Below are 26,306 nucleotides of genomic sequence, written 5' to 3'. Positions count from 1 at the left end.
CACACCATGCTGCGCGTCACCGATCCCGACGCTACCGTTCGCTTCTTCGAACTGCTCGGCCTCGAGGAGCGGCGCCGCCGCGATGTCGAGGCGGGCCGCTTCACCCTCATCTTCATGGGCGTGCCGGGCGAGGAAGCCGAGGTCGAGCTGACCCACAATTGGGACGGCGAGGCGGACGATTTCGGAGGCGGGCGCAACTTCGGCCACCTCGCTTACCATGTCGATGACATCTACGCCCTGTGCGCCAAGCTCCGCGACCATGGCATCACCATCAACCGCCCCCCGCGCGACGGGCGCATGGCGTTCGTGAAATCGCCTGACGGCATCTCGATCGAACTTCTCCAGAAGGGCGGCGCGCTCGATCCCGCCGAGCCCTGGGCCTCGATGGACAACGAGGGCAGCTGGTGAGCGGGCCCGCCCGCCTCGAGATCGCCTGCGTCCCGGCTTTTGCCGACAATTACCTCTGGCTGCTCCACGCCCCCGCGACCGGCGAGACCGCGGTCGTCGACCCGGGTGACGGCGAGGCCGTGCTCGCCGCCGCGAAGGAACGCGGCTGGACCCTGACCCATGTCCTCAACACCCACTGGCATCCCGACCACACGGGCGGAAACGTGCGCGTGAAGGAGGCCACCGGCGCGACCATCTACGGCCCCGCGCCCGAGGCGGAAAAGATCCCCGGCATCGATCACGAACTCGGCGAAGGCGACCGCCTCTCCTTCGGCGGCGAGGACGCCGAGATCTGGCACGTCCCCGGCCACACGCTCGGCCACATCGCCTATGTGTTCCGCGGTGCAGGGTTCGCCTTCGTCGGCGACACGCTGTTCGCGATGGGCTGCGGCAAATTGTTCGAAGGCACGCCCGAACAGATGCACGCCTCGCTCCAGCGCTTCACCGACCTGCCCGCCGACATGAAGCTCTATTGCGCGCATGAATATACGCTCTCCAACGCGCGCTTCGCCGCCCATGCCTTCCCGGGCGATGCGCCCATCGCCGACCGGCTCGAGGCGGTCGCCAAGGCGCGCGAGGCGGGCGAACGCACCGTGCCCACGACCGTGGAAAAAGAAATCGCGACCAACCCTTTCCTGCGCGCGAAGAACGCCGAAGAATTTGCGCAACTGCGCGCCGCAAAGGATCGTTTCTAAGGCAAGGAGACCTGTCATGACCCGCCTCGCATTCGCCCTGCCGCTGCTCGCCGCAGTCGCCGCATGCAGTGCCGACGACCGCCCGTTCGAGCGAAGCCCGCGAGCCGCCGACCGGCTCGCCAGCGCGCTCGAAGGCTACGCCCCCAGCGAGACGAAGAAGTGCATCCCCGACACGCGCTTTCCCGACATCGAGGCGATCGACGAGAAGGCGATCCTGTTCAAGCAGGGGCGCACCATCTGGCTCCAGACCCCCGATTTCGGCTGCGCGCGGATCGGCAGCCCGGGCTACGCGCTCGTCACCGAATCGCGCACCGGCCAGATGTGCGCGGGCGACACGGCCAAGATCCTCGACACCGCGACCGGGATGATCGCGGGCACCTGCGCCTTCGGCGAGTTCACCAAATACGAAAAGGCCGACTGACCCCTAGCGCTTGTAGAGCGCGGCCAGCCGGTCGCCATAGACCTCGCCGATCTTATGGCGGCGGATCTTCATCGAGGGCGTGAGCATCTCGTTGTCGGTCGTGAATGGCTCATCGGCGATGATGAAGCGCCGCACCTTCTCGATCACACTGAGGTCCTTGTTGACCCGGTCGACCGCCTTTGAGAGCGCCTTCCTCAATCCCTCCTCGTCGCCCTTGTGCTTCGCCAGCACTTCGGGGTCGGGAACGAGCAACGCGACGAGGTTGGGGCGGCGGTCGCCATAGACCATCGCCTGCGCGATCTCGCTCTGCAGCGTGAGGATGCCCTCGACCCGCTGCGGCGAGACATTGTCGCCCTTGTCGAGGACGATGAGGTCCTTCTTGCGGTCGGTGATGACGATCCGCCCCTTGTCGTCGAGATGGCCGACGTCGCCGGTCAGCAACCACCCGTCCGACAGCACGCGCGCAGTGTCCTCCGGGTTGCGCCAATAGCCCTGCATGACGAGCTCGCCTTTCACGCAGATCTCGCCATCCTCGGCGATCCTGACCTCGGTATTGCGCATCGGCGGCCCGACCGTTTCCATGCGAATGCCGGCTGCGGGACGGTTGCAGCTGATCACGGGGCCCGCCTCGGTCTGGCCGTAGCCCTGCAGCATGGGCAGCCCCATCGCCTGGAAGAACAGGCCGACGTCGGGATTGAGCGGCGCCCCGCCCGAGACCATCGCCTTCATCCGCCCGCCGAACTTCTGCTTCACCTTCTTGCGCAGCGTGACCGACAAGAGCCCGTCCATCGGCAGGTCGAGCGGGTTGGATTTGCCGTGATAGCGCTTGGCCTCGATCGAGACCGCGCGATCGAGCAGGTAGGCCGCAAGCCCGCCCTCCTTCTCGATCGTCTTGAGCATCTTAGCGCGCAGCATCTCGAACAGGCGCGGCACGACCACCATGATGGTCGGCTTCACGTCCTCGATATTGGCCGCCAGTTTCTCGAGGCTCTCGGCGTAATAGATCTCGCCCCCGATCGCGACCGGGAAGTGCTGGCCGCCGGTATGCTCGTAGGCGTGGCTGGCGGGCAGGAAGGACAGGAACACTTCCTCGTCCCAGCCGAAATCGTTGGCGATGATGTCGACGCAGCCTTCGACGTTGTGGAGGATCATGCCGTGGTGCTGCATCACCCCGCGCGGCGCGCCGCCGGTGCCCGACGTGTAAATCAGGCAGGCGAGATCGTCGCGCTTCACCTTCTTGGCTTCTTCCTCGAACTTGATCACGTCCGCGTCGCCGCCGACCAGGTCGCTCCAGTGATGGAACTGGGCGACGTCGGGCGATTGTCCGGTGATGATGTCGTCGATCGAGATGATGTGGTGGCACTCGCTCGCGAACAGGACCGCCGGGATCAGCGGCTTGGCGAGGTTCTGCGTCGAGACGATCACCGCGCGCGCGTCCGAATTGCCCAGGATATGCTGGTGGTCGCGGGTCGTGTTGGTGGTGTAAGCGGGCACGGTCACGCAGCCCGCGGCCATGATCGCGAGGTCCGAGATCAGCCACTCGGGCCGGTTCTCGGAGACCAGCATCACCCGGTCGCCCTTCTTGAGTCCGAGATCGCGAAGCGACTGGGCGAGGCTCGCAACCTGCCGGGCGGCCTTCGCCCAGCTGATCGATTGCCACTCGCCGTCTTTCTTCGCCCACAGGAAGGGCTTGTCGCCCTTGGCCCTGGCCCGCGTGAAGAACATCGTCACGAGGTTGGGAAAATGCTCGAGCTGCAGGGTTGCGCCAGCCATGAAGTCTCCTCTCGCGCCTCCGATCCGCACTTTCGCCGGTCGCAGGCATCCGGCGCTTGATAATGATTTTTGCGGCCAGCGCCAGATGGACGCGGCCGCGCCTGTTGCCTAGACGCATGGCCATGCCCCTACGCTCCCTGCTGGTCCTGTTCGCCTTGCTGCTCGGCTCCTGCGCTACCGTGCCCGCGTCCGCGCCGAACCGCGAAAAAGCCTTCGTCATCGCCGCCAATCCGCTCGCGGCGAAGGCGGGCATGGACGTGCTCGAACGCGGCGGCAGCGCGATCGACGCGGCGGTCGCCATCCAGGCGATGCTGAGCCTCGTCGAACCGCAATCCTCGGGCGTCGGCGGCGGCGCCTTCATCCATTATCTCGACGCCTCGTCGGGCCGCGCCATCGTCTATGACGGACGCGAGGTCGCCCCTGCACAGGCGACTGCCTCGATGTTCCTCGACGCGAACGGCGAAAAGCTCGACGCGAAGGGGGCGGCGCTCACCGGCCGCGCGGTCGGCGTTCCCGGTGCCGTCGCCGCACTCCACCACGCGCACCGGCGTCATGGCCGCCTTGCCTGGAACAGCCTGTTCGGCAGCGCCATCGCCGCCGCGCGCGACGGCTTCGTCGTCTCCCCGCGCCTGGGAAGCTTTCTTCCTCGCAGCGACATCCTCCAGCTGACCCAGCCCGACGCGATCGCCTATTTCTCGGACGGCCAGGGTCGGCGCCTGGAGACCGGCGACCGCCTCGTCAACGCCGCCTATGCCGACTTCCTCGAGCGGCTCGCAGCGCAGGGCCCCGACGCGCTGCTCAAGGGCGAGACCGCCGCGCGCATCGTCGAGAAGACCCGCAGCGGCCCGCTCGGCGGCACGATGACCATGGCCGATCTTGCCAACTACAAAGTGGTCGAGCGCGAGCCGCTGTGCACCTGGTACGAGGCCACCCGCATCTGCGCCCCGCCCCCGCCTTCCTCGGGGGTCGGTTTCCTCCAGCTGATGGAATTGCTCGAGCGCACCGCGATTTCCGAACTCGGTCCCGACGATCCGCGCGCCTGGTACCTGTTGGCCGAGGCCAGCCGCCTGATGTACGCCGACCGCGACCATTTTGTCGGCGACAGTCCCGACGTCCCTGTCGCGGGCCTGCTCGATCCTGCCTATCTCGACACGCGCGCCGACCTCATTGTCCCGAGGGCCTCGGCGAACGTCGTCCACGGCATCCCGGCCGGCGCCCCGACGCACGCCCCCGACGCGACCCGCGAGATGGCGGGCACCAGCCATTTCATCGTCCGCGACGCCGCCGGCAATGTGGTCTCGATGACCACGACGGTCGAGGCCGTGTTCGGCTCGGGCCTGATGGTCGACGGCTTCTTCCTCAACAACCAGATGACCGATTTCGATTTCTCGCCGGTCGACGAGGACGGCCACCGCTCCTCCAACGCGGTCACGCCGGGCAAGCGGCCGCGCTCCTCGATGGTCCCGCTCCTTCTCTACGATGCCGATGGAAATTTCGCGGGGGCGGCAGGTTCGGCGGGGGGCAGTTCGATCCTCGCTTATGTCGGCAAGTCGCTGGTCGCGGCGCTCGACTGGGGCCTGCCCATGCAGGACGCGATCGCACTTCCCAATCTCGTCGCGCGCGACAACGAGACCGGCGCCGAGGCCACGCTCGATCCGAGGATCGTGCGCGACCTTTCCGCACGCGGCCTCGTCGTCACCGATCTCGGCGGCGAAGGATCGGGGGTCCATGCCGTCCTCGTCCGCGAGGATGGCCGCATTGACGGGGGCTACGATCCACGCCGCGAAGGCGTGGTGCTGATCGCCAACTAGGCGTCGATCCCGATCGCCTCGGAAATGTTGGAAAGCCCGGCGCGTTCGAGCCGCAGCGTGAGGTCACCCGCGATCCGCATCGCCAGCCCCGGCCCTTCATAGACCAGCGCCGAATAGAGCTGGACGAGGCTCGCGCCCGCGGTGATCCGCCTCCACGCGTCCTCGCCATTCTCGATCCCGCCCGCCGCGATCAGCGGGATGTCGCCCCCGGTCGCGGCGCGGAACGCCTTCAGTGCCTCGAACGCCTTGTCCTTGAGCGGCCGCCCCGACAGACCGCCCGCCTGCCCCGAGAAAGGCGAGCGCAGGCTCTCGGGCCGCTCGATGGTGGTGTTGGAGACGATCAGCGCGTCCATTCCCTCGTCGATCGCGACGCGCGCGATGCGCTCGGGGTCGTCCGCCTCGAGATCGGGGGCGACCTTCAGAAATACCGGCGGTCCGCCTTCGGGCCGCGCCTCGGCCACCGCCTGCAGCAGGTCGCGCAGCGCGGCTTCGTCCTGCAGTTGCCGCAGCCCCGGCGTGTTGGGCGAGGAGATGTTGACCGTCAGATAGTCCGCCACGCCCGCCATCGTCTTCACGCCCGCGACATAGTCGGCGATGCGGTCCTCGCTGTCCTTGTTCGCCCCGATATTGACGCCGACCACGCCCATCGTGCGCCGCCGCCCTTCGAGCCGCGGGATCGCCGCCGTCTGCCCGCCATTGTTGAAGCCCATGCGGTTGATCACCGCGCGGTCCTCGCGCAGCCGGAACAGGCGCGGGCGCGGATTGCCGCCCTGGGGGCGCGGGGTGAGCGTGCCCACCTCGACCGAGCCGAAGCCGAAGCCCAGCATCTCGCGCCACACCTCGGCATCCTTGTCGAACCCGGCCGCCAGCCCCACCGGCGAAGGGAAGCGCAATCCCGCCACGTCCTGCTTCAAGCTGTCGTGATGGAACGGCACCCGCTTGCTCGGCAACCGCTTCAGGGCGGCGATGGTGGCGCGGTGCGCGTCTTCCGCATCGAGCGCGAAGAAAGCGGGTCGGAACAAGGAATAGAGGCCCATGGCCCGCCCCTTAGCGCAGACCGCCCCCCGATTTCACCCCCGCAGTTGGTGGAAAACCCCATTGGCAAGCCGCGTCCCAGCCGTCAGGGTCGCGCGCGAAACGACCTTTTCAGGAGAAACGCCCATGACCCGCCTCCTCCTCATCGCCACCAGCAGCCTCGCGCTCGCCGCCTGCACGACCACGACCACTGCACCCGTCGTCCTCGCCCCCGCCGCCGAGACGAGCGAGCCCGCCGCCTCCGCCGAACTCGCTCAATTGTTCGAGCGCTACGACGCCGCCGACCTCGCCCTGAGCCCGATGAGCAAGTCGTATCGCGGCATCATCGACGACGATTATGCGCGCTGGGGCGACTTTTCCGACGCCAACCAGGCCGCGAGCCTCGAGCTCAAGCGCACGACCGCCGCCGCGATGAAGGCCGCCTTCGACCCCGCCACCTTGTCGCAGCAGGACCGCCTCTCCTACGAAATCTTCCTGCGCGACCTAGCCGACGCCGAGGCGAACCGCCCGTTCGACCGCCATGGCTACATCTTCAACCAGATGAGTGGTCTCCAGTCCGCGCTCCCCGCCTTCCTCATCAACATCCACCGCGTCGCCGAGCCCGCCCACGCCGAGGCCTATATCGGGCGCATCGCCGACATGGGCCGCCTGCTTCACGAGCGCATTGCCGAATCGAAGGCCCGCGCCGAGATGGGCATCGCGCCCCCCGACTGGGTCTATCCATTCGTCATCAACGACATCGACAATCTCGTCTCGGCGGGCATGGACAATGCGGTGCTCGAGGACTTCGCGGCCAAGGTCGACGCGCTGTCGATCGACGATGCCGCCAAGGCCGACCTCAAGGCCCGCGCCGCGCTCGCCTGGGACGGCAAGGCCCTTCCCGCGCTCGCCGCGCTCAAGGCCGAGATGGTTCGCCAGCAGGCCAGTGCGCGCACCACCGACGGCGTCTGGGCGCTCCCCAACGGCGAAGCCTATTACGCCGCGCAACTTGCCAGCTACACCAACAGCGACATGACCCCCGACGAGGTCCACGCGATCGGCCTTCGCGAGGTCGAACGGATCCACGGCCTGATGCGCGGCATCATGGCGAAGGTCGGCTATACCGGCACGCTAGCCGAATTTTTCGAATTCACCCGCACCGACCCGCAATTCTTCGCCAAGAGCCGCGAGGAGTATCTGGCCAAGGTCGACGCGGCCTACGCGGCGATGACGCCCGCGCTGAAGGACTATTTCGGCATCCTCCCCGCCGACCCGCTGGTGGTGAAGCCGGTCGAGGCGTTCCGCGAGAAGAGCGCGGGCAAGGCCTTCTACCAGTCGCCCTCGCCCGACGGCACGCGCCCCGGCACCTATTACGTCAACCTCTACGAACTCGATTCGATGAGCCTCAACGAGCTCGAGGCGCTCGCCTATCACGAGGGCGTCCCCGGCCATCACCTCCAGCGCTCGATCCAGACCGGGCTGGACGGCCTGCCCGCCTTCCGCCGCTTCGGCGGCTGGACCGCCTATACCGAAGGCTGGGGCCTCTATTCGGAGGAGCTGGGCAAGGACATGGGCTTCTATCAGGATCCCTATTCCGACTTCGGCCGCCTCGGCATGGAGCTGTGGCGCGCCGCGCGCCTCGTCGTCGACACCGGCCTCCACCACAAGCGCTGGAGCCGCGAACAGGCGATCGACTATCTCCTCACCAACACGCCCAACCCCGAGGCCGATGCGCGCAAGGCGATCGAGCGCTACGCCGTCTATCCCGGCCAGGCGACCGCCTACATGATCGGCAAGTTGAAGATCATGGAACTGCGCGAGCAGGCCAAGGCCGACCTCGGCGACAAGTTCGACTATCGCGACTTCCACGATGCGGTGCTCGCGCCGGGCCCGGTGCCGCTCGACATTCTCGAGGAGAATGTGCGCACCTACGTGGCGGCGAAACTGATGGACGACGCGATCATGGAGTGACGGCGCGCAGCCGCCTTTGCGGTTGATTTCCCGCCAGAACTCCCTATCTGGCCAATTCGGAACGGATAAGTCCGAATATGCGCCTGACCCATCTTGCCGATTACGCGGTCGTGATGATGACCGCCGCTGCCCGTCGTGGCGGCGATGCGCTGCTGTCCGCGGCGGCGCTGGCGGAGGAGACGGGCGTCCCGCTTCCGACCGCGCAGAAGCTGATGCAGCGTCTCGGCAGCGCCGGCCTGCTCGAGGGCCAGCGTGGCGCGAACGGCGGCTACCGCCTCGCGCGCGGCGCGGACGCGATCAGCCTCGCCGACATCGTCGAGGCGGTCGAGGGCCCGTTCGACATGACCCAGTGCAGCGGGGTGGAAGGCCCCTCCGACTGCGCGCTCGACAGCCACTGCCGCATCAAGCCGCACATGGGCATCGTATCGCAAAAGGTGCGCGGCGCATTGGACGCCGTCAGCCTCGAGGAATTGAGCCAGTGAACGACCAGCGCGACCTGACCAAGCGCGAGGAAATGAACCCTGAGGCGCGCGAGCATCTCTCGAAGGACTACGAGTGGGGTTTCTCCACCGATATCGAGCAGGAATTCGCGCCCAAGGGCCTCGACGAGGACACGATCCGCTTCATCTCGGCCAAGAAGGACGAGCCCGAGTGGATGCTCGAATGGCGCCTCAAGGGGTACCGTGCCTGGCTCGAGATGGAGGAGGTCGACTGGGCCAAGCTCAAGATCCCGCCGATCGATTTCCAGGACGCCTACTATTACGCCGAGCCCAAGAAGAAACCGACGCTCAAGTCGCTCGACGAACTCGACCCCGAAATCCGCCGCACCTACGAGAAGCTCGGCATCCCGATCGAGGAGCAGAAGGTGCTCGCGGGCGTCGAGGGCGCGCGCAAGGTCGCGGTCGACGCGGTGTTCGACAGCGTTTCCGTCGCCACCACCTTCCGCGAGGAGCTCGAGCGTGCGGGCGTCGTCTTCATGTCGATTTCCGAAGCAGTGAAGAAACATCCCGAGCTGGTGAAGAAATATCTCGGCTCGGTCGTCCCCCAGCGCGACAATTTCTACGCCTGCCTCAACTCGGCGGTCTTTTCCGACGGCACCTTCGTCCACGTCCCCGAGGGCGTGCGCTGCCCGATGGAACTGTCGACCTATTTCCGCATCAATGCCGAGAATACCGGCCAGTTCGAGCGCACGCTGATCGTCGCCGAGAAGGGCGCCTACGTCTCCTATCTCGAAGGCTGCACCGCGCCGATGCGCGATGAAAACCAGCTCCACGCCGCGGTGGTCGAGATCTACGCCCACGAGGATGCCGAGGTGAAATACTCGACCGTCCAGAACTGGTATCCGGGCGACAAGGAGGGCAAGGGCGGCATCTACAATTTCGTGACCAAGCGCGCGTTGTGCGCGGGCGCCCGCTCGAAGGTCAGCTGGACGCAGGTCGAAACCGGCAGCGCGATCACCTGGAAATATCCCAGCTGCATCCTCAAGGGCGAGGGCAGTGTCGGCGAATTCTACTCGGTCGCGCTGACCAACAATTTCCAGCAGGCCGACACCGGCACCAAGATGGTGCATATCGGCGCCAACACCCGCTCGACGATCATCTCCAAGGGGATCAGCGCGGGCAAGTCGGACAATACCTATCGCGGTCTCGTGCGCGTGCTTCCCAAGGCGGAGAACGTGCGCAACTTCACCCAGTGCGACAGCCTGCTCCTGGGCGGCGAATGCGGCGCGCATACCGTGCCCTATATCGAGGTGAAGAACCCGACCGCCACGATCGAACACGAGGCGACCACCTCGAAGATTTCCGAAGACCAGATGTTCTACGCCCAAGCCCGCGGTCTCGACGAGGAAGAGGCAGTCGCGCTGATCGTCAACGGCTTCGCCAAGGAGGTCCTCAAGGAGCTCCCGATGGAATTCGCGGTCGAGGCGCAGAAGCTGCTCGCATTGTCACTGGAAGGGAGTGTCGGATGATCCGTTACGTACCCAAGGACCTCGCCGGCGAGGTTGCCACGTTCGTCGAGAAGAATTGCAAGGACACGGCCGTTCACAAGGACGACAAGACTGGCCGCGTCGCGATCGCGAGCACGTCGGAAAAGGATCTCGAGAAGATCCGCAAGAAATTCGCGGAAAAGGGGTTCGTCGTTTGAAGAGCGCTAGTGCCTTGATCGCGCTCGAGGTGCGGGGCGGCTGCGCCCAGGCCGACGCCAACAGCTGCCGCGTCCACGAGGATCGCGCGATGGCCGCGACGCAGGAGATCATCCGGCGCGCGCCCGGTATCGCTGCGCAGGCGGGCAACCCCCGCCAGCCCAATCCCGAGGCGGTCGCGAAGGCGCGCGCGATGCACGACGACATGCGCGAGGTGCTCGTCACCTTCCAGCGCGAGGCCAAGGACTGCACCGGCCCCAGGCGCGGCGGCGCCTACAAGGGCTTCTACGAAGACGTCCCACCGGCCATCGAATTCCCCCCTTACGAGTGAACGACACGACCATGCTCAAGATCGACAATCTCCACGCCACGGTCGGCGACAAGCCGATCCTCAACGGCCTCTCGCTCGAGGTCCCGGCCGGGGAAGTCCATGCCATCATGGGGCCCAATGGCGCGGGGAAATCGACCCTTGCCTACGTGCTCGGCGGCAAGCCCGGCTACGAGGTGACCGGCGGCTCGGCGAGCTTTGGCGGGCAGGACCTCCTCGCCATGGAGCCGCACGAGCGCGCCGCCGCGGGCCTGTTCCTTGGCTTCCAGTACCCTGTCGAGATTCCGGGCGTCTCGATGCTCCAGTTTCTGCGCGAAGGCCTTAATGCCCAGCGCAAGGCGCGCGGGGAAGACGCGCTCTCGGGCGCCGACTTCATCCGCCTCGCCAAGGACAAGGCGAGCCTCCTCGGCCTGCCCGCCGACATGCTCAAGCGCCCGGTCAACGTCGGCTTTTCGGGCGGCGAGAAGAAGCGCGCCGAGATGGTCCAGATGGGTATCATGGACCCCGCCTTCGCGGTCCTCGACGAAACCGACAGCGGGCTCGACATCGACGCGCTCAAGGCCGTCGGCGAGGGCATCAACGCGATCATGCGCCAGGGCGACAAGGGCGTCCTCCTCATCACCCACTACCAGCGGCTCCTGAACTATGTCCGCCCCGACAAGGTCCATGTCCTCGTCGCCGGGCGCATCGTGAAGAGCGGCGGCCCCGACCTCGCGCTCGCGCTCGAGGAAGAGGGCTATGCGGAGGTGCTTGCGTGACGGTCCTGCCCACCCGCAAGGACGAAGCCTTCCGCTACGCCGACATCGAGGCGCTCGGCGAGGTGTGGGACGATCTCGCCCCGCCCGGCGAAATCCGCGTGGCCGAGGGCGAGACGCTTGCCCAAACGCGCCTCCCCTCGGGCGATGCGATCGACGTCGCGCGCCTCTCGGTCACGCTCGAAAAGGGCGCGAGTTTCCGCTTCTACGCGCTCAACAGCGCCGCGCGTTACGGGCGCCTCGAACTTGACGTGACCCTGCACGAAGGCGCCGACTTCGCCTTCCACGCCGCCAACCTGGGCAGCGGCGAGGCCACGCTCGAAATCGTCACAACCGTGCGCCACGAAGGCCCCGCAGCGACGAGCCGCCAGGTCGTCCGCTCGGTCCTCGGCGACACGGCGACCGGCTCCTATCTCGGCAAGGTCGCGGTCGCGCGCGCCGCGCAGCGCACCGATAGCGAGCAGGACGTCAAAGCGATGCTGCTGACCCGCGGCGCCACTGCCAACGCCAAGCCCGAACTCGAAATCTACGCCGACGACGTCGCCTGCGCGCATGGCGCCACGGTCGGCGAACTCGACGCCCAGCAGCTCTACTACGCCGCCGCGCGTGGCCTCCCGCCCGAAGCCGCCAAGGCGTTGCTCCTCGAAGGCTTCATCGGCGGTCTGTGGGACGATCTGGGCGAGGACGCCGCAATCGCTGCCGAGGCCCGCGACGGCTTGAGGACGTTGGTCGGATGAACGCCCTGGCCAACATCGCCGCGCTCGACGTGCGCGCCCAGTTCCCGGGGCTGCCCGAGGGCTGGCACTATCTCGACAGCGCCGCCACCGCGCAGAAGCCGCAGGCGGTGATCGACGCGATCACGCGCGCCTACGCCCACGACTACGCCACCGTCCATCGCGGCGTGTACGAGCGCTCGGCCGCGATGACGCGCAGTTACGAGGAAGCCCGCGGCGCGGTGGCAAGCCTCGTCGGCGGGAGCGCGGAAGGTCTCGTCTTCACCCGCGGCGCGACCGAGGCGATCAACCTCGTCGCCGCCAGCTGGGGGACGACCAACTTGAAGGCGGGCGACCGCATCCTCCTCTCGCAGCTCGAACATCACAGCAATATCGTCCCGTGGCAGCTGCTTGCCGACAAGGTCGGCGCGGCGATCGACGTCTGCCCGATCACCGCCGAGGGCCGCATCGATCTGGGCGCGCTCGAAGCCATGCTCACCGAAGAGCACAAGCTCGTCGCGCTCGCCCACGTGTCCAACGTTTTCGGCTCGGTGCTGGACGCCGCCGAAGCCACCCGTCTTGCACATTCGGTCGGGGCGAAGATGCTGATCGACGGCTGCCAAGCGGTCCCGCGCATCGACGTCGACGTGGCCGCGATCGGCTGCGATTTCTACGCTTTCTCCGCGCACAAGGCCTATGGCCCGACCGGGATCGGCGCCTTGTGGGCGAAGCCCGACCTGCTCGACGCCATGCCCCCCTACCAGGGCGGCGGCTCGATGATCGACCGGGTCACTTTCGAGGGCACGACCTACGCCCCCGCCCCGACCCGTTTCGAAGCGGGCACCCCGCACATCGTCGGCGCGGTCGGCTTCCACGCCGCCGCCGACTGGCTGACCGGGCTCGGCCGCGAAGCGGTCCATACCCACGAGGCCGGGCTCGTCGCCTTCGCGCGCGAGGAACTCTCGAAGATCGAGGGCCTCACCCTTTACGGGCCCGACGACAGCGCGGGCATCGTCAGCTTCAATCTCGGGGACGTGCATGGCCACGACGTCGCGACCATCCTCGACGATGCCGGCGTCGCGGTGCGCGCGGGCCACCATTGCGCCCAGCCGCTGATGGATCATCTCGGCGTCCCCGCCACCGTGCGCGCCAGCTTCGCCGCCCATTCGGGCCCCGAAGACGTCGCCGCGCTGGTCGAGGGACTCCACAAGGTCAAACGGATTTTCGGATGAGCGATACGCGCAAGATCGAGATCGAGAAGGTCGACAGTGTCGAGACGCCCCCGCGCGCCCGCGTTGCCGACGAGACGCCTGCGGAAACGATGGAGCGCAAGCGCGACTATCTCGCAGGTTTCCTCTCGAAGACTCCCGACAGCGTCCCCGCGACCGCGCCGGGCGGCGACCTCCAGGAAGCGGTCATCGAGGCGCTCAAATCGATCTACGATCCCGAGATCCCAGTCGACATCTACGAGCTTGGCCTGATCTATGACGTCGCGATTTCCGAGGATGGCGACGCCGTCGTCACCATGACGCTCACCACCCCGCACTGCCCGGTCGCCGAATCGATGCCGGCAGAAGTGGAAATGCGCGTGCTTTCGGTCCCCGGCATCCGCGATGCCGAGGTCAAGCTCGTCTGGGACCCGCCTTGGGACCCGTCGAAGATGAGCGACGAAGCCCGCCTCGAACTGGGAATGCTCTGATGGCCGAAATCAACCGCCCCGAACGCCCCGCCGCGATCAGCCTGACGCCTGCCGCCGAGCAGCGCGTCGCCGACCTGATGGCCAGGGCCCCCGAAGGCGCGATCGGCGTCAAGCTGTCGACCCCGCGCCGTGGCTGCTCGGGGCTCGCTTATTCGGTCGACTACGTTACCGCCGAAAGCGCATTCGACGAGAAGATCGTCACCCCCGGCGGCACGTTCTACGTCGACGGCGCGTCGGTCCTCTATCTCGTCGGGTCGGTGATGGACTGGAAGGAAGACGATTTCGCCGCCGGCTTCGTGTTCGACAATCCCAACGCCAAGGGCGCATGCGGCTGCGGCGAGAGCTTCACCGTCTGATTTTTGCGACTCCCTGCGCGATGGGCTAGGCTCCCTTTGTCGCGAAGAGAGGGAGGCCGAGAATGTTCAAGTTCGTCCTCGTCGCCGCAGCGCCGTTGATCGCGCTCGGGGTCGCCGAGCCGCTGACCGAAACCCCCAAGCCGCAGCCGCTCAAGTCGGCCCAGTGGACGCCCAAGAAGGCGTGCCCCGACGCAAGACTGTCGCAGGCCGAAAAGGGCGAACGCCCGATCCGGGTCGACCGGCTCGCCGACCTGCCGCCCGCGCGCCACGAAAAGGCGGTCCACTACAGCGAGGACGGCTGCGTCAAACCCGTCGTCGTCAGCGAGAATGTCGAGAAGTCCCGCCGCTGATCCTGCGCAAATTTGGGCGCTTGAACAAACGGTGTTAACGTTCCCCTCGCTCAACTGGGGGAGAGCTTCAAATGACCCGTGCACTGGCGCTGATCTACGCGCTCGCGGCCTACCTGGCCTTCTTTCTCGTCTTCCTGTGGTTCGTCGCCTTTGTCGGTGACATTCGCGAAGTGGCGGGCATCTCGCCGCCGACCACCGTCGATCTCGCGCCATCGAGCGCCTCGATGGGCATGGCGATCTTGATCAACGTCGCGCTGGTCGCCGTGTTCGGCATCCATCACAGCGTCGCCGCGCGCATGGGCTTCAAGGACAAGCTGACCCGCACGGTTCCAAAGAGCGTCGAGCGCTCGACCTACGTGCTGGTCGCGAGCCTGATCCTCGCCGCGGTAATGTATTTCTGGCACCCGATCGATATCACCGTTTGGTCGATCGGCGGGATCGGCGCGACCATACTCTGGGCGCTGTTCGCAATCGGCTGGGTCGTCCTGTTCACCTCGACCTGGCTGCTCAACCACTTCGAGCTGTTCGGCCTCCAGCAGGCCTGGCACCACGGTGACCCCGACGGTCCGCCGGTCCAGAAGATGCGCACCCCGCTCTTCTACAGGCTGGTGCGCCACCCGCTCTACCTGGGCTTCTTCATCGCGCTGTGGGCGACGCCCGAAATGAGCGTCGGCCACCTCGTCCTGTCGGCCTCGCTGACGGCCTACATCCTCATCGGCATCCACTACGAGGAAAAGGACCTCGTTGCGCATTTCGGCGCGCAGTACGAGGATTACCGCCGCAAGGTGGGAAGCCTCATCCCGGGTCTCGGGCGGCGCTGACAGGCACCGCCCTTACCCGATCCTAGAAGCCTTTCGAGAAGCGGACCGCCGCGCCGACATCGGCCGGCGCGTCCGCGATATGCCCGGGCTGGCGACGCAGATAGGCGTTGGCGCCGAGGCTGCCGCCCCACACGCGGGCCGAATAGCCCATTTCGCCGACCAGCTCGCGGCCCGAGGGGCTGAGCGAATATTGCTGCCAGCCCATCGTCGCGCTTTCGGTCGAATAATCCCACGCCAGCGCGGACCACAGCGAGAAGCCGCCCGTCTCGACGCGCAGCGGCTGCGAGACCCGGAAAGCGAGCGTGTCGCCGGCCCGCAAGAGGTTCGTGCGCGAGACGTCGAACGCGTAGGCGCCCGTCTGGAAGGCGCCGCCCCCGAAGACGGTCCAGCCGCGCCGCGCGTTGAGGCCGAGCGAGAAGCCCTTGCCCATGTCGCGGCGGAAGGCCGCGTCGACGAAGTGGGTCTTCGCGCCCGTGCCGGCATCGCCGAGCGCGGCCGAGAATCCGCCGCCCAACAGGGTCTCGCGCTCGTCGAGCAGAGAGACGCCGAGCGAGGCGTGGGCCTTGCTGCCGAACGCCTTGTCGAGGCTCGCGCCGTAGAGGCTGTAGGGCGCGCCCGAACCGAGCGCTTCGACGCGAGTGAACACGTCGCCGGTCTCGCCGGTCAGCGTCATGCCGAAACCCTTGCCCAGGTCGCGGTGGACGCCGAACGCGCCGTCGCGGTCGGCCTGGAAGCCGAGCGAGGCACCGCCCTGCTTGGCGACGAGGAAGGCATCGCCCGCGACGCCCGACAGACGGCGCTGGAGCGCATCGGCGCTTTCCGCGAAGCCGAAGCCCGCCAGCGTCTTGGCATCGAGGCGCGCGATCGCGCTGCCCGCGACCAGCCGCGCCCGTTCGAGGTCCTCGGGCCCGATGTGGAGACCGTCGATTTCGGCCTTGGGGGCCATGCCGAGCAGCTGTTCGCCCGGCTTGATCGTCATCGCCAGCGAGAGCGGTCCCGCCGTGAAGCCGCGATTGCGAAGCGCGGCGCCCGACAGCGCGTCCCTGAGCGGCGTCGCGCCTTCCGCGCGGGCCAGCGTCTTGCCGACGTCGAGCGTGTAGGCGCGGTCGTACTTGTCGGTGAACAGCATCTGCATCGCGCCCTGCGTCTGCAGCGCGTCGCCCGCTGCGGCGGGAAGCTGGCCATTGCTGCTCGTCGAGAGCGGCGTGGAGGTCCCCGCCACCGTGGTCGCGCCCGACGGCATGAACGCCGCCGCGATATTGAGACGGCCGTGACCGAAGACGCTGTCGTTCCCGGCAGCCCCGAGGTCGGTCGCGCTGTTGAACAGGATCTCGACGATTTCCTGGCCGGTCAGGCTCGGAAAGGCTTCCGCCATCAGCGCAACGGCGCCGGTGATCACGGGCGCCGAAAAACTCGTCCCCGACCACAGGAAGGTGGTGCCTTCGTGATCCGGCGCCTGCATCTGGAAGCCGGGCGCGGCGAGATAGTAGGCCGCCCCCGTGCCCGCCTTGTTCGAGAAGGAGGAAAGTACATCCCAGCCGCTCGTGTCGCCGACCGAGCCCGCGATGATCACGACCCCGCCGGTCGTGTCGAGCGCGGCCTGCAGCGCGAACGCGTCCGGATTGGCCCGTCCGTCGTTGCCCGCCGAGATGACGATCACGATGCCCGCGTCGGCCGCACGCTGGAGCGCGTCCGACAGCACCGTCGTGGGCGCGCCGCCGCCGAGCGAGAGGTTGATCACGCGCACGTCGGCCGCGATCGCGGCATCGACTGCGGCGGCGATCGCGGGATCGCTGAACTCGCAATCGCTCGGCGGCGTGCAGCTGCCGAGATCGTCGACGCGGTAGTTGACGATGGTCGCACCGAAGGCGACGCCGAGGATGCCGGTGCCGTTGGCAGCGGCTGCCGCGACCGCCGACACGGCAGTGCCGTGCCCGTCCTCGTCGGAGATACCGCGCGAGCCGACCATGTCGCCGCTGTTGACGAGGTCCACGCGGCCGGTGAATTCGGACAGGTTGGGATTGATGCCGGTGTCGATCACCGCAAGCGACACGCCCTTGCCCGACGTACCGGCGTTATAGGCCGCGATCGCGTTCGACACTTCCGCGCCGTCAGAGCGCGCATATTCGGTCGAGCTGACCTTGATCCCGCCCGTCGGGGTGGGCGTCGGCGTGGGCGTAGGTGTGGGGGTCGGGGTCGGAGTCGGCGTCGGGGTCGGCGTGGGTGACGGCGTCGGCGCGGGGGCCGGCGCGGGCGTCGGGGCCGGGGTCGGAAGCGGGCGCGTGCTCGTTCCGCCACCGCCGCCACCACCGCCGCAAGCGGCCAGCGACAGCGCCAGGCCAACGGCCGTCATCGTCTTCATCCCACGTACCTTCATTGCCCAATTCCCCGCAAATCTCTGATCTGAAACCCGTTTCTGAACTTTTATAGTGAAGAAAAACTTACATTTTGCTGAAAGACGGACTTGAGGCTAGGAGCAGGGCACCGATGGACCCGCGCTTCGCCCATATCCGCGACTGGATCTTCGATCTCGACAATACGCTCTACCCGGCGTCGAGCGGACTGTTCACGCTGATCGACGCCAGAATGAACGCTTATATCCGCCGGCTGCTCGACGTCGACCATGCCGAGGCGCACCGCGTGCAGAAAGCGCACTTCCGTGACCATGGGACCACACTGGCGGGCCTCATGGCCGAGCATGGCGTCGACCCGCACGATTTTCTCGCCGACGTCCACGACATCCCGCTCGACCGCATCGCCCACGACCCGCAACTCGCGCGCGGCCTCGGACGCCTGCCGGGGCGCCGCTTCATCTTCACCAACGGCGATGCGCCTTATGCCCGCCGGGTCCTCGGGCGGCTGGGGATCGAGGAGCATTTTCACGACCTTCACGACATCCACGCTTCGGACCTCAGGCCCAAGCCCGATCCCCACGGCTACGAGCTGATGCTCGACAAGTTCGCCATCGACCCGGCGCGCGCGGTGCTGGTCGAGGACATGGCCAAGAATTTGAAACCCGCCAAGGCGCTGGGCCTTACGACCATCTGGGTCGACAACGGCTCCGAACAGGCGCATCACGCGCCCGACCCAGCCATCGTCGACCATCGCATCACCCATGTCGGCGACTGGCTGACCCAAATCCTCGACGGAGAGACCGAATGAGCGACCTCAAGACGACCATCGAACAGGCCTGGGACGCGCGCGACAGCATCGACGCGTCGACCTCGGGCGCGGTGCGCGAGGCGGTCGAGGCAGCCATCCTGCGCCTCGATTCGGGCGAAGCGCGCATCGCCGAGAAGGTCGACGGCGACTGGCAGGTCAACCAGTGGCTCAAGAAGGCAGTGCTGCTCTCCTTCCGCTTGAACCCGATGGAAGCGATCCCTGGCGGGCCCGGCGGCGCGCCCTGGTGGGACAAGGTCGAGAGCAAGTTCCTCGGCTGGGGCGAGGATGCGTTCAAGGCCGCGGGCTTTCGCGCGGTGCCCGGCGCGATCGTGCGTCGCGGCGCCTATATCGCCCCCGGCGCGGTGCTGATGCCGAGCTTCGTCAACCTCGGCGCCCATGTCGGCGAGGGCACGATGGTCGACACCTGGGCGACCGTCGGCAGCTGCGCGCAGATCGGCCGCAACGTCCACATTTCGGGCGGCGCGGGCATCGGCGGCGTGCTCGAACCGCTCCAGGCCGGCCCGGTCATCATCGAGGACGACTGCTTCATCGGCGCGCGCTCCGAAGTCGCCGAAGGCGTCGTCGTCGAACAGGGCGCGGTGCTCTCGATGGGCGTGTTCCTCGGCGCCTCGACCAAGATCGTCGACCGCGCCACCGGCAAGATCATGTACGGCCGCGTGCCCGCCTATTCGGTCGTCGTGCCCGGCACCTTGCCGAGCGACAAGGGCGGCCCCTCGCTCGCCTGCGCGGTGATTGTGAAGACGGTCGACGAGCGCACGCGCTCGAAGACGGGCATCAACGAGCTTCTCAGGGACTAGCGCGCTTCGCCAAGCAGCGTCGCGGCTTCCTCGCCGGTCCAGTCGAGATCGCCGACATAGCGCCAGATCTCGCGCCCGTCCGAGCCGTAGAGCACGGTCGTCGGCATCACCTGCACCGCCAGCGCGTCGGTCATCGCCATCGCGGGATCCTGCCATGCCTCGATGCCCTCGAGCCCCTTCTCCTCGATGAAGGCCTCGACCGAGCTTTGCGGCCCCATGTCCTGGTTGAGCGTCAGCACCGCCGGCGCTCCCTCGCGCGCGGCGAGCGCCGCCAACGTCGGCAGTTCCTCGACGCACGGCGCACACCAGCTCGCCCACAGGTTGACCAGCAGCGGCTCACCCCCGGCGATGTCGGCCAGCGGCACCTGTTTTCCGTCGGGCGTGGTCACCGAGATCGCGGGCAGCTCCGACCCGACGAACTCGCGCTGCAATCCGGCTCCGGCGAGCGTCGGCGTCGGCGTCCCGTCATGGCCTGCATCACAGGCAGCGAGCGAGAAGGCGGCGAGCAGCATCAGCAGGAAACGCGTCATGGCTGACGGGCTAAGCGCCGCGGTGCCGTCATGCAAGCTTGGCATCGCGCCAAGCCTCGGGCTAAGCCCGTAGCGATGACCCGCAAGTTCCTCCCGCTCGTCACGCTTCTCGCGCTTGCCGCTTGCGGGCGCGCCGGCGAATTGCGCCCGGCCGACGGACAGGACCTGCCGCCGCGTCCCGCGATGGCCGACCACACGCCCGACGCCGCCGAGCTGCTCACCCCGCCGCCTTATGCGCGACCCGAACGCGTCGACGAGCTGGTTCGCCGTTCGACCCCGCGCGAGCCCGATCGGTTCGACCTGCCCCCGCCCGAAGGCGGCATGGCGCCCGAGCCCGACCCCGTATCCGACATCGACGACGCGTCCCACGACGAAAGCGACATCACCGGCCCCGACCCCGTGCCCGAAAGCGACGAGGAACAACCCGAATGACGCACAAGGTACGCAAGGCCGTCTTCCCGGTGGCGGGGCTCGGCACGCGGCTGCTGCCCGCGACCAAGACGATGCCCAAGGAGATGCTGACGATCGTCGATCGCCCGCTCATCCAGTACGCGGTCGACGAGGCGCGCGAGGCGGGTATCGAGCAGCTCGTGTTCGTCACCGGGCGCGGCAAGGCCAGCCTGGTCGACTATTTCGACATGGCCTACGAACTCGAACGCACGATGGGCGAAAAGGGCAAGGCGCTCGACCCGCTCGCCTCGAGCCGCGCGGGCTATGGCGAACTCGTCACCGTGCGCCAGCAGCAGCCGCTCGGTCTCGGCCACGCCGTGTGGTGCGCGCGCGAAGTGATCGGCGAGGAACCCTTCGCGGTCCTCCTCCCCGACGACCTGATGGTCGGCAAGCCCGGCGCCCTCAAGCAGATGGTCGACGCCTACGCGCGTCTCGGCGGCAACATCGTGTGCGCCGAGGAAGTGGCCGCCGAGGCGACCGCCAGCTACGGGATCGTCGATCCTGGGGCGACCGAGGGCAACGCGACCGAGGTCAAGGGCCTGGTCGAGAAGCCCGACCCCGCGTCCGCGCCTTCGCGCCTCGCGGTGATCGGCCGTTACATTCTCCAGCCGCAAGTGATGGAGGAACTGTCCGCCCACGAGACCGGCGCGGGCGGCGAGATCCAGCTCACCGACGCGATGGCCCGGCTGATCGGCAGACAAAGCTTCCATGCCGTCAAGGTCGACGCCACGCGCTACGATTGCGGCAGCAAGGCCGGCTTCGTGCTCGCCAATTGCGCGCTCGGGCTTGCCGATCCCGACATCGCGCCGCTGCTCAGGGAAAGACTCGGCTAGGCCTTCTGGCCGCGCTCGAATGCGGCGAGGCGATCCTTCAGTTCGCCGATCTGGATCGAGCGTTCGACCACGCGCGCGTCGAGCGTCGCCTTGTCGCGCTTCAGCTCGCCCAGCGAGCGCGCCCGTGCGAAGCGGCGCTTGATGCGCGCCACCAGCACGTCGGTGTCGAACGGCTTGGCGATGACATCGTCGCACCCGGCCTCGTAGCCGAGCACCGCGCCTTTTCTGTCCGACCGCCCCGTGATCAGCATGACGTGGAGATCGGCCAGCGCGGTCTCGTCGCGAATGAGCCTTGTCAGTTCCAGCCCGTCCTTGCCGGGCATGCGCAGTTCCGACAGCACCAGGTCGACCCGGTGGCGATGGAGCATCGCGAAGGCATCGATGGCATTGTCGGTGGGAAGGACCTTGAGCCCCGCTTCCGACAGGCGGCGCGCGAAAACGCCCAGCGCATTGCGCTTGGGCTCGACGATGAGGACGGTCGGCGCGACCGTGGGATCGAACATCTCGAACATGGCGGAAATCCTAGGCCCGCAATGGTTAACGACCGGTTAGGATCAGGGCTCGAGTTCGACGTCCCAGTAAAGATAGTCGTGCCACGTATCGTGCAGGTAGCCCGGCGGGAAACTGCGCCCGTGATCCTGCAGCTGCCAGCTGGTCGGCCGGATCGGCGAGCGACTCATCGGCATGCCGGCCTGTTCGGGCGTGCGCCCCCCTTTCCTGAGGTTGCACGGCGCGCAGGCGGTCGCGACATTCTCCCAGCTGGTGCGCCCGCCCTGGCTGCGCGGCACGACATGGTCGAAGGTCAGTTCCTTGCCCGATCCGCAGAACACGCATTCGAACCGGTCGCGCAGGAACAGGTTGAACCGGGTGAAGGCCGGATATTCGTTGGGCTTCACATATTGCCGAAGCGCGATCACCGAGGGCAGCTTGAGCGCCGCCGACGGGCTGTGCACTTCGCGGTCGTAATGGGCGACCACGTCGACCCGCTCGAGGAACATCGCCTTGACCGCGGTCTGCCACGGCCACAGGGAGAGCGGGTAGTAGGAGAGCGGCGTATAGTCGGCGTTGAGCACGAGCGCCGGGCAACTCTCTGGGTGTCGAAGGAGATCCGGATGGTGGTACAAGCAAAACCCTCCCGCGTGTCCGTCTTCGGACGCCGCCCCCGGGCCTGTCGCACTCGTCCGCGGGAGACTGGCAGCCGAAGCCCGTCTTTCCGTTTAACGTGCACCCGGATGCCAACCCGGGATGACGTACGCATGACACCATGGCGCGACTCGCCGGGTCAAGAGTCACTTTTGCAACACTGCTGAGTCATGCCGGTCACCCGTTTCGCCCCCTCGCCCTCGGGCCGCCTCCACCTTGGCCACGCCTTTTCCGCCGCGATGGCGGCGGACGCGGGCGGCGGCAGCTACCGCCTGCGCATCGACGATCTCGACCCCGCGCGCAGCCGCGAGGAATTCGTCGACGGGATCTTTGAGGACCTTCGCTGGCTCGGCCTCGACTGGTCGGGCGAGGTAATGCGCGAGAGCGAGCGGCTCGCGCGCTACGATGCCGCGCTCGAGACGCTGAAGGCCGATCGCCTCGTCTATCCCTGCTTCTGCACGCGCGCCGACATCGCGGCGGTGCTCAGCGCGCCTCACGGCGACCCGGGACATCAGTATCCCGGCACCTGCCGCGGCCTGCCCGACGATCCGGGGCGACGGGCGTCCAGCCCGCACAGCTGGCGGCTCGACCATCGCCGCGCACTCGAACGGATCGGCCTTCCCTCATGGACCGAACGCGACGGGAGACATTTCTCAGCCACGCCCGACCAGCTCGGCGATGCTATCCTCGCGCGCAAGGACGCACCGTCCTCCTACCACCTCGCCTGCGTCCTCGACGATGCCGACCAGGGGGTGGAGATGGTCGTGCGCGGCGCCGACCTGAGACCCTCGACCCCGATCCAGCGCCTGTTGCAGCACCTTCTCGGCCTGCCCGAGCCGACCTATTTCCATCACGAGCTCGTGGGGCACGCCGACGGCCGCCGCCTTGCCAAGCGCGACCAGGCGCCGACGCTTGCCGCGATGCGTGCCGACGGCGTCGACGGACCCGCGCTTGCTGCATCGCTTACGGCCCGAAGTCTGCCCTTGGGCTTTGCCTTCATCGCGCCTACATAAGGGCCATGAACACGCTCCTCATCATCGCACTCGTCGCCGCCATGGGCGCGACCGCCTATGTCCTCGTTCGCGGCGTCATGGCCATGGCCTCGGGCAAGGACCTCTCGGGCGAGAAGCAGCAGGGCTACATGCAGAAGCGCGTGCTCTTCCAGGGCATCGCCATCCTCATCGTCGCCCTGATCCTCGCGCTCGCCGGCAAGGGTAGCTGAGCTGGTCAAGCTCAACCGCATCTACACCCGTACCGGTGACGAAGGCACGGCCGGCCTCGTCGACGGCAGCCGCGTTTCCAAGGCGGGGGTCCGCATGGCCGCGATCGGCGAAGTGGACGAAGCCAACAGCGCGCTCGGCGTCTCCATCAGCGCGCTTGAGGCGGGAGGCCACGACGCGACCGCCTTCCGCCGCATCCAGCACGACCTGTTCGACCTCGGCGCCGACCTCGCCACGCCCGAGGGGATCGACGGCGCGCTGCGCATCGTCGAGACGCAGGTCCACCGGCTCGAGGCCGAGATCGACGATGCCAACGCCTCGCTCGAACCGCTGACCAGCTTCCTGCTTCCCGGCGGCAGCGCGGGGGTCGCCCACCTCTATTACACCCGGGCCGTCGTGCGCCGCGCCGAACGCGCCGCCGTCGCCCTGAACGAGGTCGAGCCGGTCAACGCGCACGCGCTGGCCTATCTCAACCGCCTGTCCGACCACCTGTTTGTCGCCGCGCGCGCGATCGCCGCGGCGGAAGGCGGCGATATCCTGTGGACTCCCGGCGCCAACCGCGACTGACACGAAAAGGGAACGTTGCGGCTCCACAACCGCTCCCGACCTGTTAGAGTGGAGAAGTCGTGGCCCGTTCCGACGAACCATCGAAGGCGAATCTCGCCGACCGCTTCCGCGCCACGCGGGGCCTGACGCTCGACCTCGCGCGGCCGCTGTCGGACGCCGATGCGACCCTCCAGCCGCATCCCGACGCGAGCCCCGCCAAGTGGCACCTCGCGCACACGACCTGGTTCTTCGAGACTTTCATCCTGCGCGACCACGTGCCGGGCTATCGCCTCCACGACGAGAAATGGCCGTTCCTCTTCAACTCCTACTACGAGGGCGAGGGCGAAAGGCAGGCGCGCGCCTGTCGCGGCATGATCAGCCGACCCTCGCTGGCCGAGATCGCAGGCTACCGCGTCGCCGTCGAAGAGACGCTGCTGGCCGCGCTCGACAGCCTGTCCGACGAAGTGAAAGCTTTGGTCGAACTCGGCATCCAGCACGAACAGCAGCACCAGGAACTGTTCCTCACCGACATCCTCTGGACGCTGAGCGAGAACCCACTCGATCCGGCCTATCTCGACGGCCCGCCGATCGCGGCCGGCGACGCGCCGGCGCTCGGCTGGACGACCTTTGCGGGCGGCAAGGTCGCCATCGGCACGGACGCGGGCGAGCCCTTCAGCTACGACTGCGAACGTCCGCGCCACGACACGCTGCTCGCCCCCTATGCGCTTGCCGACCGCCTCGTCACGCAGGGCGAATGGGCCGCCTTCATGCTCGACGGCGGCTATTCGACCCCCTCGCTATGGCTTTCCGACGGCTGGGCGTGGGTGCGCGAGAAGGGGATCGAGGCGCCCAAATATTGGCGCCGCGACGAGGACAATGCCTGGACCCGATTCACGCTAGCGGGCCGCCGCCCGATCGAGCCGTCGCGCCCCGTCACCCACGTCAGCTATTACGAAGCCGATGCCTATGCACGCTGGGCCGGCGCGCGCCTCCCGACCGAGGCCGAGTGGGAAGCCGCCTACGCCGACGCCGATCCCGATGCGGGGACCCAGCTCGACACCGCCGCAGCGGTCATGCCGACGGGCGGCACCTCCCCCTTCGGCGACTGCTGGCAATGGACCCAGTCGGCCTATCTTCCCTACCCGGGCTTCACCCCCGAGGAAGGCACGGTCGGTGAATATAACGGCAAGTTCATGTGCGGGCAGTTCGTCCTCAAGGGCGCATCCTGCGCCACCCCGCGCGGCCATTCGCGCGTCACCTACCGCAACTTCTTCTACCCCCAGCAGCGCTGGCAGTTCACCGGAGTCCGCCTTGCCCGAAACGCTTGAGGCGCCCCCCGCCCCCGACGTCGATCCCGCCTTTCGCAAGGACGTGCTCGACGGCCTCGCCGCCCCCATTCCCGCCATCCCCGCGCGCTGGTTCTACGACCGACGCGGTTCGGAACTGTTCGACGACATCACCCGCCTTGACGACTATTACCCGACCCGCATCGAGACCGGCATCCTCACCGAACGCGCCGCCGAGATCGCGGACGCAGTCGGCAAGGGCGGCGCGCTGATCGAATTCGGCGCGGGTTCGGCGACCAAGACCCCGCTCGTCATCGATGCGATCAAGCCCGAACATTACGTCCCGATCGACATTTCGGGCGACTATCTGCGCGATGCCGCCAAAGCGCTGATGGCCGATCATCCGGGCCTCGCGGTCGATCCGGTCGAGGCCGACTTCACAAAACCTTTCGATCTCCCCCACGAGATCGACGGCCTCCACCGCGTCGGCTTCTTCCCGGGTTCGACCATCGGCAATTTCGTCCCCGCCAGCGCGACCGACATGCTGCGCCACTTCCGCGCCATGCTCGGCGACGGCGCGCACCTGATCATCGGCATGGACCGCGTCAAGCCGATCGAGCGCCTCAAGCGCGCCTATGACGACAGCGAAGGCGTCACCGCCGCCTTCAACAAGAACCTCTTGAAGCGCATCAACCGCGAACTCGCAGGTACCATCCCCGAGGACGCGTTCGACCACGAGGCGCGCTGGAACGAAATGATGGGCCGCATCGAGATGCACCTCGTCGCCAATCGCGACGTCGATTTCACCGTCGAGGGCCGGCCTTTCTCCTTCGCGAAGGGTGCAAGCATCCACACCGAAAACAGCCACAAATACGGCAAGCGCGCTGCCCGCGCCCTGCTCGCGGCGGGCGGCTGGACCCCGATCGCGGAATGGACCGATGCGGACGACGACTTCGCGCTGATCCTCGCCGAGGCGCAGCCCCCGCGCACCGCCCCCTAGGCCCTGCGCGCGCCCTAGTCG

The 26,306-nt window shown here is 67.6% G+C and carries 31 protein-coding genes; 25 read left to right on the top strand and 6 right to left on the bottom strand.

All coding sequences use genetic code 11. The annotated features are described in order from the left end of the window. Positions 1–6 precede the first annotated feature (6 nt). Genes NNY25_RS02190 through NNY25_RS02180 form a run of 3 tightly spaced genes read left to right on the top strand, consistent with a single transcriptional unit; the run spans position 7 to position 1,563 of the window. On the top strand, positions 7–408 hold the full coding sequence (locus tag NNY25_RS02190; RefSeq protein ID WP_265571438.1) for a VOC family protein: 402 nt from the start codon (positions 7–9) through the stop codon (positions 406–408). Continuing rightward, positions 405–1,142, top strand: a complete 738-nt coding sequence (gene gloB / locus NNY25_RS02185; RefSeq protein WP_265569720.1) for a hydroxyacylglutathione hydrolase — start codon at positions 405–407, stop codon at positions 1,140–1,142. Before NNY25_RS02190 ends, gloB begins: the two co-directional genes overlap by 4 nt. Positions 1,143–1,158: 16 nt before the next feature. After that, entirely contained in the window at positions 1,159–1,563 is a 405-nt protein-coding gene (locus NNY25_RS02180) for a hypothetical protein (RefSeq protein ID WP_265569719.1), read from the top strand. A gap of 3 nt (positions 1,564–1,566) precedes the next feature. Here the strand turns inward: NNY25_RS02180 and NNY25_RS02175 are convergent, their stop codons facing one another. Further along, complete coding sequence (locus NNY25_RS02175; protein WP_265569718.1) at positions 1,567–3,336, bottom strand: AMP-dependent synthetase/ligase; 1,770 nt, start codon at positions 3,334–3,336, stop codon at positions 1,567–1,569. 122 nt (positions 3,337–3,458) lie between these two features. Here NNY25_RS02175 and NNY25_RS02170 point away from each other — a divergent pair, with 122 nt between their 5' ends. Next, entirely contained in the window at positions 3,459–5,147 is a 1,689-nt protein-coding gene (locus tag NNY25_RS02170; RefSeq protein ID WP_265569717.1) for a gamma-glutamyltransferase family protein, read from the top strand. Here the strand turns inward: NNY25_RS02170 and NNY25_RS02165 are convergent. Next, on the bottom strand, positions 5,144–6,184 hold the full coding sequence (locus NNY25_RS02165; RefSeq protein ID WP_265569716.1) for a quinone-dependent dihydroorotate dehydrogenase: 1,041 nt from the start codon (positions 6,182–6,184) through the stop codon (positions 5,144–5,146). The genes NNY25_RS02170 and NNY25_RS02165 overlap by 4 nt on opposite strands. A 124-nt stretch (positions 6,185–6,308) precedes the next feature. Between NNY25_RS02165 and NNY25_RS02160 the strand changes: the two genes are divergently transcribed. From NNY25_RS02160 to mddA, 12 genes are all read left to right on the top strand, one after another. Further along, positions 6,309–8,132, top strand: a complete 1,824-nt coding sequence (locus tag NNY25_RS02160; RefSeq protein WP_265569715.1) for a DUF885 domain-containing protein — start codon at positions 6,309–6,311, stop codon at positions 8,130–8,132. 77 nt (positions 8,133–8,209) lie between these two features. After that, on the top strand, positions 8,210–8,614 hold the full coding sequence (locus NNY25_RS02155) for an SUF system Fe-S cluster assembly regulator (RefSeq protein ID WP_265569714.1): 405 nt from the start codon (positions 8,210–8,212) through the stop codon (positions 8,612–8,614). A 32-nt stretch (positions 8,615–8,646) separates the two neighbouring features. Then, positions 8,647–10,101 carry a Fe-S cluster assembly protein SufB gene (gene sufB / locus NNY25_RS02150; protein WP_265571436.1) on the top strand — a complete coding sequence of 485 codons (1,455 nt, stop codon included), beginning with the start codon at positions 8,647–8,649 and terminating at the stop codon, positions 10,099–10,101. Continuing rightward, entirely contained in the window at positions 10,098–10,277 is a 180-nt protein-coding gene (locus tag NNY25_RS02145) for a hypothetical protein (RefSeq protein WP_265569713.1), read from the top strand. The genes sufB and NNY25_RS02145 overlap by 4 nt, the downstream gene beginning before the upstream one ends. Then, positions 10,274–10,606 (top strand): hypothetical protein, encoded by a 333-nt coding sequence (locus NNY25_RS02140; RefSeq protein ID WP_265569712.1) that lies wholly within the window; start codon positions 10,274–10,276, stop codon positions 10,604–10,606. Before NNY25_RS02145 ends, NNY25_RS02140 begins: the two co-directional genes overlap by 4 nt. A gap of 11 nt (positions 10,607–10,617) precedes the next feature. Next, the gene (sufC, locus tag NNY25_RS02135; RefSeq protein WP_265571434.1) at positions 10,618–11,361 is read left to right on the top strand and encodes a Fe-S cluster assembly ATPase SufC; all 744 of its coding nucleotides are present in this window, start codon (positions 10,618–10,620) and stop codon (positions 11,359–11,361) included. After that, positions 11,358–12,095 carry a SufB/SufD family protein gene (locus NNY25_RS02130; protein WP_265569710.1) on the top strand — a complete coding sequence of 246 codons (738 nt, stop codon included), beginning with the start codon at positions 11,358–11,360 and terminating at the stop codon, positions 12,093–12,095. The genes sufC and NNY25_RS02130 overlap by 4 nt, the downstream gene beginning before the upstream one ends. After that, complete coding sequence (locus NNY25_RS02125; protein WP_265569709.1) at positions 12,092–13,303, top strand: aminotransferase class V-fold PLP-dependent enzyme; 1,212 nt, start codon at positions 12,092–12,094, stop codon at positions 13,301–13,303. Before NNY25_RS02130 ends, NNY25_RS02125 begins: the two co-directional genes overlap by 4 nt. Then, positions 13,300–13,770: an SUF system Fe-S cluster assembly protein gene (locus NNY25_RS02120; protein WP_265569708.1), complete on the top strand. Its 471-nt coding sequence runs from the start codon at positions 13,300–13,302 to the stop codon at positions 13,768–13,770. The genes NNY25_RS02125 and NNY25_RS02120 overlap by 4 nt, the downstream gene beginning before the upstream one ends. Next, a complete protein-coding gene (locus tag NNY25_RS02115; RefSeq protein WP_265569707.1) occupies positions 13,770–14,126 on the top strand; it encodes a HesB/IscA family protein in 357 nt (118 codons plus the stop codon). Before NNY25_RS02120 ends, NNY25_RS02115 begins: the two co-directional genes overlap by 1 nt. Before the next feature lie 62 nt (positions 14,127–14,188). Beyond that, the gene (locus NNY25_RS02110) at positions 14,189–14,476 is read left to right on the top strand and encodes a hypothetical protein (protein WP_265569706.1); all 288 of its coding nucleotides are present in this window, start codon (positions 14,189–14,191) and stop codon (positions 14,474–14,476) included. 71 nt (positions 14,477–14,547) lie between these two features. Next, positions 14,548–15,297, top strand: coding sequence for a methanethiol S-methyltransferase (gene mddA / locus NNY25_RS02105; RefSeq protein ID WP_265569705.1), 750 nt, complete (start codon positions 14,548–14,550; stop codon positions 15,295–15,297). Positions 15,298–15,319: 22 nt separating this feature from the next. On the opposite strand, the gene NNY25_RS02100 is transcribed toward mddA, so the two are convergent. Continuing rightward, positions 15,320–17,659 (bottom strand): S8 family peptidase, encoded by a 2,340-nt coding sequence (locus tag NNY25_RS02100; protein WP_265569704.1) that lies wholly within the window; start codon positions 17,657–17,659, stop codon positions 15,320–15,322. A 125-nt stretch (positions 17,660–17,784) separates the two neighbouring features. On the opposite strand from NNY25_RS02100, the gene NNY25_RS02095 reads away from it, so the two are divergent. Together NNY25_RS02095 and dapD are read left to right on the top strand one after the other, a co-directional pair. Further along, entirely contained in the window at positions 17,785–18,459 is a 675-nt protein-coding gene (locus tag NNY25_RS02095; protein ID WP_265569703.1) for a pyrimidine 5'-nucleotidase, read from the top strand. Next, positions 18,456–19,277 (top strand): 2,3,4,5-tetrahydropyridine-2,6-dicarboxylate N-succinyltransferase, encoded by an 822-nt coding sequence (gene dapD, locus NNY25_RS02090; RefSeq protein ID WP_265569702.1) that lies wholly within the window; start codon positions 18,456–18,458, stop codon positions 19,275–19,277. Before NNY25_RS02095 ends, dapD begins: the two co-directional genes overlap by 4 nt. Here dapD and NNY25_RS02085 read toward each other — a convergent pair. After that, positions 19,274–19,807, bottom strand: a complete 534-nt coding sequence (locus tag NNY25_RS02085; protein WP_265569701.1) for a TlpA family protein disulfide reductase — start codon at positions 19,805–19,807, stop codon at positions 19,274–19,276. The two genes, dapD and NNY25_RS02085, sit on opposite strands and share 4 nt — an antisense overlap. Before the next feature lie 75 nt (positions 19,808–19,882). On the opposite strand from NNY25_RS02085, the gene NNY25_RS02080 reads away from it, so the two are divergent. Together NNY25_RS02080 and NNY25_RS02075 are read left to right on the top strand one after the other, a co-directional pair. Beyond that, on the top strand, positions 19,883–20,239 hold the full coding sequence (locus NNY25_RS02080; RefSeq protein ID WP_338112462.1) for a hypothetical protein: 357 nt from the start codon (positions 19,883–19,885) through the stop codon (positions 20,237–20,239). Next, positions 20,236–21,090, top strand: coding sequence for a UTP--glucose-1-phosphate uridylyltransferase (locus tag NNY25_RS02075; RefSeq protein ID WP_265569700.1), 855 nt, complete (start codon positions 20,236–20,238; stop codon positions 21,088–21,090). Before NNY25_RS02080 ends, NNY25_RS02075 begins: the two co-directional genes overlap by 4 nt. Here NNY25_RS02075 and NNY25_RS02070 read toward each other — a convergent pair. Next, on the bottom strand, positions 21,087–21,602 hold the full coding sequence (locus NNY25_RS02070) for a response regulator (RefSeq protein WP_265569699.1): 516 nt from the start codon (positions 21,600–21,602) through the stop codon (positions 21,087–21,089). The two genes, NNY25_RS02075 and NNY25_RS02070, sit on opposite strands and share 4 nt — an antisense overlap. A gap of 42 nt (positions 21,603–21,644) precedes the next feature. Further along, positions 21,645–22,214 (bottom strand): HNH endonuclease, encoded by a 570-nt coding sequence (locus NNY25_RS02065; RefSeq protein WP_265569698.1) that lies wholly within the window; start codon positions 22,212–22,214, stop codon positions 21,645–21,647. Between the two features lie 189 nt (positions 22,215–22,403). On the opposite strand from NNY25_RS02065, the gene gluQRS reads away from it, so the two are divergent. Genes gluQRS through egtD form a run of 5 tightly spaced genes read left to right on the top strand, consistent with a single transcriptional unit; the run spans position 22,404 to position 26,285 of the window. Further along, the gene (gene gluQRS, locus NNY25_RS02060; protein WP_265569697.1) at positions 22,404–23,246 is read left to right on the top strand and encodes a tRNA glutamyl-Q(34) synthetase GluQRS; all 843 of its coding nucleotides are present in this window, start codon (positions 22,404–22,406) and stop codon (positions 23,244–23,246) included. 5 nt (positions 23,247–23,251) lie between these two features. Next, positions 23,252–23,455, top strand: a complete 204-nt coding sequence (locus NNY25_RS02055; protein ID WP_265569696.1) for an HIG1 domain-containing protein — start codon at positions 23,252–23,254, stop codon at positions 23,453–23,455. 1 nt (position 23,456) lies between these two features. After that, positions 23,457–24,020 carry a cob(I)yrinic acid a,c-diamide adenosyltransferase gene (locus NNY25_RS02050; RefSeq protein ID WP_265571433.1) on the top strand — a complete coding sequence of 188 codons (564 nt, stop codon included), beginning with the start codon at positions 23,457–23,459 and terminating at the stop codon, positions 24,018–24,020. A gap of 59 nt (positions 24,021–24,079) precedes the next feature. Next, on the top strand, positions 24,080–25,327 hold the full coding sequence (gene egtB / locus NNY25_RS02045) for an ergothioneine biosynthesis protein EgtB (protein ID WP_265569695.1): 1,248 nt from the start codon (positions 24,080–24,082) through the stop codon (positions 25,325–25,327). Continuing rightward, positions 25,311–26,285 (top strand): L-histidine N(alpha)-methyltransferase, encoded by a 975-nt coding sequence (gene egtD / locus NNY25_RS02040; protein WP_265569694.1) that lies wholly within the window; start codon positions 25,311–25,313, stop codon positions 26,283–26,285. Before egtB ends, egtD begins: the two co-directional genes overlap by 17 nt. The last annotated feature ends 21 nt before the right edge of the window (positions 26,286–26,306 follow it).

This window comes from Sphingomicrobium nitratireducens (assembly GCF_026157035.1).
GTDB lineage: Bacteria > Pseudomonadota > Alphaproteobacteria > Sphingomonadales > Sphingomonadaceae > Sphingomicrobium > Sphingomicrobium nitratireducens.
The sequence above is the reverse complement of the archived record's forward strand: the minus strand, read 5'-3'. Positions and strand labels throughout refer to the sequence as shown.

What these genes read in the sequence shown, in the direction of transcription:
- NNY25_RS02190 (WP_265571438.1), top strand. Translation starts at nt 7, where the DNA reads ATGCTGCGCGTCACCGATCCCGACGCTACCGTTCGCTTCTTCGAACTG.
- NNY25_RS02180 (WP_265569719.1), top strand. Translation starts at nt 1,159, where the DNA reads ATGACCCGCCTCGCATTCGCCCTGCCGCTGCTCGCCGCAGTCGCCGCA.
- NNY25_RS02175 (WP_265569718.1), bottom strand. Translation starts at nt 3,336, where the DNA reads ATGGCTGGCGCAACCCTGCAGCTCGAGCATTTTCCCAACCTCGTGACG.
- NNY25_RS02170 (WP_265569717.1), top strand. Translation starts at nt 3,459, where the DNA reads ATGCCCCTACGCTCCCTGCTGGTCCTGTTCGCCTTGCTGCTCGGCTCC.
- NNY25_RS02165 (WP_265569716.1), bottom strand. Translation starts at nt 6,184, where the DNA reads ATGGGCCTCTATTCCTTGTTCCGACCCGCTTTCTTCGCGCTCGATGCG.
- NNY25_RS02160 (WP_265569715.1), top strand. Translation starts at nt 6,309, where the DNA reads ATGACCCGCCTCCTCCTCATCGCCACCAGCAGCCTCGCGCTCGCCGCC.
- NNY25_RS02155 (WP_265569714.1), top strand. Translation starts at nt 8,210, where the DNA reads ATGCGCCTGACCCATCTTGCCGATTACGCGGTCGTGATGATGACCGCC.
- sufB (WP_265571436.1), top strand. Translation starts at nt 8,647, where the DNA reads ATGAACCCTGAGGCGCGCGAGCATCTCTCGAAGGACTACGAGTGGGGT.
- NNY25_RS02145 (WP_265569713.1), top strand. Translation starts at nt 10,098, where the DNA reads ATGATCCGTTACGTACCCAAGGACCTCGCCGGCGAGGTTGCCACGTTC.
- sufC (WP_265571434.1), top strand. Translation starts at nt 10,618, where the DNA reads ATGCTCAAGATCGACAATCTCCACGCCACGGTCGGCGACAAGCCGATC.
- NNY25_RS02125 (WP_265569709.1), top strand. Translation starts at nt 12,092, where the DNA reads ATGAACGCCCTGGCCAACATCGCCGCGCTCGACGTGCGCGCCCAGTTC.
- NNY25_RS02120 (WP_265569708.1), top strand. Translation starts at nt 13,300, where the DNA reads ATGAGCGATACGCGCAAGATCGAGATCGAGAAGGTCGACAGTGTCGAG.
- NNY25_RS02115 (WP_265569707.1), top strand. Translation starts at nt 13,770, where the DNA reads ATGGCCGAAATCAACCGCCCCGAACGCCCCGCCGCGATCAGCCTGACG.
- NNY25_RS02110 (WP_265569706.1), top strand. Translation starts at nt 14,189, where the DNA reads ATGTTCAAGTTCGTCCTCGTCGCCGCAGCGCCGTTGATCGCGCTCGGG.
- mddA (WP_265569705.1), top strand. Translation starts at nt 14,548, where the DNA reads ATGACCCGTGCACTGGCGCTGATCTACGCGCTCGCGGCCTACCTGGCC.
- NNY25_RS02100 (WP_265569704.1), bottom strand. Translation starts at nt 17,659, where the DNA reads ATGAAGACGATGACGGCCGTTGGCCTGGCGCTGTCGCTGGCCGCTTGC.
- NNY25_RS02095 (WP_265569703.1), top strand. Translation starts at nt 17,785, where the DNA reads ATGGACCCGCGCTTCGCCCATATCCGCGACTGGATCTTCGATCTCGAC.
- dapD (WP_265569702.1), top strand. Translation starts at nt 18,456, where the DNA reads ATGAGCGACCTCAAGACGACCATCGAACAGGCCTGGGACGCGCGCGAC.
- NNY25_RS02085 (WP_265569701.1), bottom strand. Translation starts at nt 19,807, where the DNA reads ATGACGCGTTTCCTGCTGATGCTGCTCGCCGCCTTCTCGCTCGCTGCC.
- NNY25_RS02080 (WP_338112462.1), top strand. Translation starts at nt 19,883, where the DNA reads ATGACCCGCAAGTTCCTCCCGCTCGTCACGCTTCTCGCGCTTGCCGCT.
- NNY25_RS02075 (WP_265569700.1), top strand. Translation starts at nt 20,236, where the DNA reads ATGACGCACAAGGTACGCAAGGCCGTCTTCCCGGTGGCGGGGCTCGGC.
- NNY25_RS02070 (WP_265569699.1), bottom strand. Translation starts at nt 21,602, where the DNA reads ATGTTCGAGATGTTCGATCCCACGGTCGCGCCGACCGTCCTCATCGTC.
- gluQRS (WP_265569697.1), top strand. Translation starts at nt 22,404, where the DNA reads ATGCCGGTCACCCGTTTCGCCCCCTCGCCCTCGGGCCGCCTCCACCTT.
- NNY25_RS02055 (WP_265569696.1), top strand. Translation starts at nt 23,252, where the DNA reads ATGAACACGCTCCTCATCATCGCACTCGTCGCCGCCATGGGCGCGACC.